This window comes from Pantoea sp. RCC30.1 (genome assembly GCF_058148845.1).
This window is the reverse complement of record NZ_JBXUHX010000066.1, coordinates 1-6,360: the sequence shown is the minus strand read 5'-3', so window position 1 is coordinate 6,360 and position 6,360 is coordinate 1. Positions and strand designations below refer to the sequence as shown.

Genomic DNA, 6,360 nt, shown 5'->3' with positions numbered 1-6,360 from the left:
CTGCTGAGCTATCTCATCTGCTCGCTGATCGCGTTTCAGCCACTGCTGCCCGCCTTTTCTGCGGCGATAGCCCCCGTCACACCTGGGACCAAAGTGGATGCTGCCGGGAATGGTGTACCGGTCATTAATATCGCGACGCCGAATGCGGCAGGCCTGTCGCATAACCAGTATCAGAATTACAACGTCGGTCAGGAAGGGCTGATCCTGAACAACGCAACCGGCCGGTTGACGCAGACCCAGTTGGGTGGACTTGTCCAGAACAACCCGAATCTGAAAGCGGGGCAGGAAGCCCGGGCCATTATCAACGAGGTGGTCGGTGCCAACCGTTCGCAGCTTCAGGGCTACACCGAAGTGGCAGGTAAAGCCGCAAACGTTATGGTCGCCAACCCCTATGGCATCACCTGTAACGGCTGCGGTTTTATCAATACGCCAAATGTTACGCTGACTACCGGTAAGCCGCAGCTGGATGCGCAGGGCAATCTGCAATCGCTGGAGGTGACGAAAGGCGCCATCAGCATTGAGGGGAAAGGGCTGGATGGTAGCCAGGCCGATGCTGTCTCGATCATCGCGCGCGCAACAGAAATCAACGCGGGCATTCATGCCAGAGATCTCAATGTGACGCTGGGTGCAAACCGGGTTGGTGCGGATGGCAGCGTGACACCCATTGCGGGCGAGGGTGCGGCGCCATCGGTCGCCGTCGATACCGGCGCGCTGGGTGGCATGTATGCCAACCGCATCCATCTGGTCTCCAGCGAAAATGGCGTCGGCGTCAATCTCGGCAATCTTAATGCCCGCCAGGGCGATATGGTGCTGGATGCTCAGGGCCGGTTAAGCATCAACAACAGCCTGACCAGCGGCACGCTGACGGCAAAAGGCAGCAGCATCGCCCTGCAGGGAGAACATAAAGCGGGTGGCAGCGTCGCGCTCACAGCGCAGCAGGATATTGCCTTAAATGCGGCCACACTGGGGAGTGACGCTTCGCTGGATCTCAACAGTCAGGGCAGTCTCACGCTCAAAGGCAGCAGCGTGAAGGCAGGCCAGAATGTGCGTCTCAGCAGTGGAAGCCTGAGTGTGGATAACAGCAGCAGCGGCAGTGCGGTGGATGCGATGCAGCTCTCCGCCACGTCTCAGCTGGACAATGCCGGTCAGCTCGCCGCTGCAAAAACACTCGATATTCAGGCCGCGCAGATCGCTAACAGTGGCAGCCTGGCCAGTAATGGTGACGTGCAGGTTCGCACTAACACCCTGCAACAGAACGGTAAGCTGCTGGCGCAGGGTAAAAATACGGTAGTGGTAAGCGGACTGCTGAATAACCGCGATGAAATCAGTGGCGGCAGCCTGAACATCCAAAGTGGCACCCTGGATAACAGCGGCAAACTGATCGGTCAGCGTCTGCAAATCGATGCCCCGATCCTGAATAACAGCGGCGGGATGGTAAGTAATGGCGATCTCGTAATTAACAGCGATACGCTGCAGCAAAACGGCTCCATCTCCGCACAGGGTGATGCGCAACTGACCGCACGTAGCTGGCTGGAAAATCAGGGAGCCATCAGCAGTCAGAACGCCCTGATCCTGAACAGCGCGCAGTTGCGTAATTCAGGCTCATTAATCGCACCCAATCTGACGCTGACCGCCGGGCAAATCAGTAATGGCGGTCTGGTTCAGGGCAATACGCTGCTCGCCTTGCATACCGGTCAGCTGGATAACCTTGCTACGGGTACGATCAGTTCCGACAACGATTTTGCGCTCGATTTGCCACAACTCAACAACAGCGGATTGATCACCAGTGAAAAAACACTGGCTGTCACTGGCGACCAGTTGAATAACAGCGGAGAAATCAACGCTGCCAGCCTGAGCACCACACTCAAAAATTTACATAATCAGCATGGCGGTAAATTACTGGCTGATGATCAGCTCCGGTTGCAGGGCGATGCGCTGACTAATCAGGGAACCCTCGCCGCCGGAACGCTTAACAGTGATGTCAGCCAGGTTAATAACAGCGGGACGGTCCAGGGCGACACGGCATTATCGTTGCAGGGCAGCGCGTTAACCAACAGCGGGACGCTGCTTAGCGCAGGCCAGCTCAGTGTGAAACAGCAGACGCTGGACAACAGCGGACTGATGCAGGGCAAACAGCTGACAGTGAATGCTGACCGCTGGCAAAACAGCGGCAATGCCCTGAGCGAAACCGACGCCGATCTGCACAGCGACACCCTGGACAATAGCGGCAAAATTCTGGGACAGCAGGGCATCGCGCTGAAAGCGAACCGCACTGACAACAGCGGCTGGCTGATTGCCCAGGCGCTGACGCTGCGTGGCGACCTGATTAACAGTGGCCTGATTCAGGGCAATCAGCAGATTACGCTGGAAGGCGACCAGCTGGATAATCAGCAGGGCGGGCAGTTGCTGAGTGATGGCACGCTAAACGGTGACGTCGCGTCACTGAATAACCGCGGCGCAATGCAGGCCGATCAGATCGCGTTAAACGCGCAGGCGTTGCAGAACAGTGGCACTGTCCGCGCCGGAAAGGCACTGACGGCCCAGGTCGGGGGTATGCTGGATAACAGCGGAAGTCTGATCAGCCAGCAGCAGATGAATCTGCAGGCAGCGGAGATTGATAATCAGGGCACACTGGCGGCGGATAACCTCAGCCTGCATGCTCCCTCGCTCAGTAACGCGGGTCTGCTGCAGGGCAACAGCACCTTAACGCTCGATCATCAGCAGATCCACAACCTCCATGACGGCCAGTTGATCGCCGGGGGACCGCTTACGCTGACGCTAGATCAACTGGATAACGACGGATTGCTGCAGGTTAACGGTAAGTTTTCGGTCAACGGCAACCGTCTCAACAACAGCGGACGCCTGCTGAGCGATGACCTCAATCTTCAGATGGCCGATACGCTGACTAACAGCGGCACAGGTCAGATCGTTACCGGCCAGCAGGCCGACCTGCATGCACAAACGCTCAGTAACAGCGGCCAGATTGCGGCCGGGCAACTCAGCGCCAGCGGCAATACGCTGGAAAACGGCGGGCTGCTGCAGGGCGACACGCTGGCGGATCTCGGATTTGCTCAGACCCTCAACCATAACAATGGGCAACTGCTGAGCGGCGATCGGCTGATCGTCAAAGGTGGCAGCGCGACCAATGATGGCAGCTGGCAGGGGCAGCAACTCGACATCACGCTGGATTCTCTCAACAACCGCGGCAGCATCAATGGCATCAGCGCCTTGCGCGGTAACATCGCCAGCGACCTGATCAACAGCGGCACGCTGGTCAGTCAGGGCAATAGCGACCTGAATGCCACCACGCTGCGCAACAGCGGCAAAATAATGGCGGACCAGTTGGGGTTGCAGGGCACCAGCCTGAACAACGACGGTCTGTTGCAGGGCAACACGGCGCTGACTGCTCAGGCCGATAACATCACGCAATCTGCCGGTGGCAAAACGCTGAGTGGCGGAACACTGACGCTCAACGCGAGCCAGCTCAACACCCAGGGAACGCTGCAGGGCGAACAGGCAACGGTTAACGCTGACAACTGGCTGCATCAGGGCTCGCTGCTGGGCAACAAAGATCTGAACGCCAGCATCAGCAATGAGCTGCATAACACCGGCTCGTTGATGAGTCAGGACACTGCACAGGTTACGGCGAACACGCTGAACAACAGCGGCTCACTGCTTAGTGAAGGGGCGATGACGCTGAACGGTGCCGCGCTGAATAACAGCGGGTCGGTGCAGGGCAAAACCCTGACCCTTTCACCCGCCAGCGTCATTAATCAGGGCAGCCTGATCGGACTGCAGGCATTAACGTTTGCCGCTGCGCCACAGGTGGCCGGGCGAATGCTGCTCAGAGCGCTGGCCGCGCCATCACGTCAGCTGATCAATAATCAGGGCGGATCGCTGCTGACGCAGGGCACGCTGAACATCAACGGCGGTGACGTTCTAAATAACGGCAGCTGGCAGGGACAGCAGATCCTGCTGAATGCCCGGCAACTGACCAATAACGGGGCGATCCAGAGTGCGGATGCACTGCAACTGATTCTGGCGGATCGCCTTGATGCGGGCGCGGGCAGTAAGATTTCAGCGAATGGTACGGCGGCACTGCAGGCACTGACGCTGACCAATCAGGGCGAATGGATTGCTCGAAACCTGACGCTACGGGGCGACACGTTAAACAATAACGGTGCGGTGACCGGTGTGGAGGCGCTGACGGTTGGCCTTAACGGTGCACTGACACAGCAGCAGGATAAAACGCTGCTCAGCGCGGGCAGGCTGACGCTTCAGTCATCCTCGCTTAATAATGCCGGACGCGTACAGGGTGGCGATCTGCAGATTACCAGTGGCGCAGTGGATAACATCGGGCGCTTACAGGGTGACAACAGCCTGCTGGTCAATGCGGGTGGGCGCATCACCAACGGCGGCAATGGCGCTCTTATCACGCAAAACGCCCTGACGCTGACCGGGCCGGAACTGTTCAACTATGGCCTGATTCAGGGCAATGGCAACGGTGTCGCGACCATAACTGGCTTAACCCAAAATGAAGGCCGGTGGCTCCTGGGTGGCGCGCAGACACTAACAACGCCGCAGCTGAATAACAACGGCTGGCTACAGGCGTCGCAGCTGATTCTCAATGCCACCAATGCCAGCAACAACGGTACGCTGCTGGCCGACGGCCAGGGCACGCTGACCGGCAATGGCTTCAGTAACCAGGGCACAGCCCAGGGCGGCAACCTTGAGGTTAATTATCAGCAGGTAAACAACAGCGGCACGCTGCTGGGTAACAACCGGCTAAGCGTGATCGCGGCTCAGATCGGTCAGCCGGGCAGCGGTCGCCTGTTCAGCGGCGGCGACCTGCTGGTTCACAGCAACGGCTTTGACCAGCGCGGTCAGGTTGTGGCGCTGGGTAACGCCACGCTGGAAATAGCGAATGGCTTTACCGGTCGCGACGTACTGGCTGCGGGCGGGCGACTCACCGTCAGCAGTAATGGCGCGATAGACAACCAGGGCACCATGCAGGGTGGGGCACTGACGCTGAGTGCAGGCGGCGATCTCACCAATAACGGTCAGCTCACTACAGGTTCGGGAGACAGTGCGTTAAGCGGCAACCGCATCGCCATGAACGGGAATGGCAGTCTGCAGGGCGGCGGGAATATTAACTTAGCCAGCCGCAGCGATATCATTCTGGACGGTTTCACCGGTACCCGCGGCAACCTGGTGCTCAGTGCACCTGGCAGCATCGTTAATAACGCGCTGCTCTATGCGGCCGGTAATCTTTCTCTTTTTGCCAACAGCATCCGTAACCAACGTGCCGATATGCTGGCAGGCGGCAGTATGTGGCTGCAGGGCGATGCCGCGGGAAATGCCAACGGCGAAGTCATTAATAACTCCGGCACCATTGAAACGCAGAGCGGCGATATCACGATTAATACGGGGCATTTGCTGAATACAAGGGATGGGTTAAGGACATCGCAGACGAACGCGACCTCACCTTCACGGGCTGGTGTAGGTGATGCCACTATTAAAATTAATGTTAATGAGTTACCTGCGGGTTCTTACGGTTACTACACCATAACTCAAACAAAAGAGAGCGGGGGAGGTTGTGCTGGGGCTGATGGTGGGTGCTCTGTACATACCACAACAAAAAATTACTACGCGCCATTCCAGTCAGCAGTAATTCAAAAGTTTGCACTTTCCAGTTCAACGATAGACGTCAGCAGTAACGGTGCGGCAGGGACGGTTTCATCCGGGCGCGACTTGCTGATAAGGGCCAATAATCTGGACAACCAGGCGAGTAATCTGCTCGCGAACCGAAACATCAGCCTTGGCGGAGGTAATTTAAATAACCATTCGTGGCAGGCCGGCGTACAGAATAATTATGCGGTATATGAATATAAAGGCAATAAACCTACAAGTGGTCAGCCCGGTTCCAATACTGGCCCCTTTAAAGGTACGGGTCATATAGATACCGAAAGTAATTTTATTTTCTATAATCTTACCGGTAATGAAACCACCTTTACGCCTGGCCAGCTCTACCGCGCCGTTATCCAGGCCGGAGGCAATGTCTCTGCTAACTTCAGCGGCGATATCAGCAACACCAACACCACCGCGAATGCTGGCTGGAGTGGTAACACGCTTTCTGCCCCCGCTTTACGCGGCTTAACCGCTGCAGGCACCGCAGGCGCGCAGCCTCATCAGCAACTGACAACTGCCGACAAAGCCGCAATCAATACGCCGCAATGGCGCGATCAGCTCCAGAATGCGCTGCAGCAGGTCAATGGCGCAGGGGCACTTGAGTCCGCGTCACAGGGCAGCGCACCGCTGACGCAATATACTGCGGCGGGTAAAAACAATGCAGCTCTGGGT

At 57.5% G+C, this 6,360-nt stretch carries 1 protein-coding gene; it reads left to right on the top strand.

Features of this window, described 5'->3' with window-relative positions; all coding sequences use genetic code 11:
- On the top strand, nucleotides 1–6,360 hold a 6,360-nt coding region (locus tag AC2LB6_RS24345), incomplete at both ends, for a two-partner secretion domain-containing protein (protein WP_490095444.1).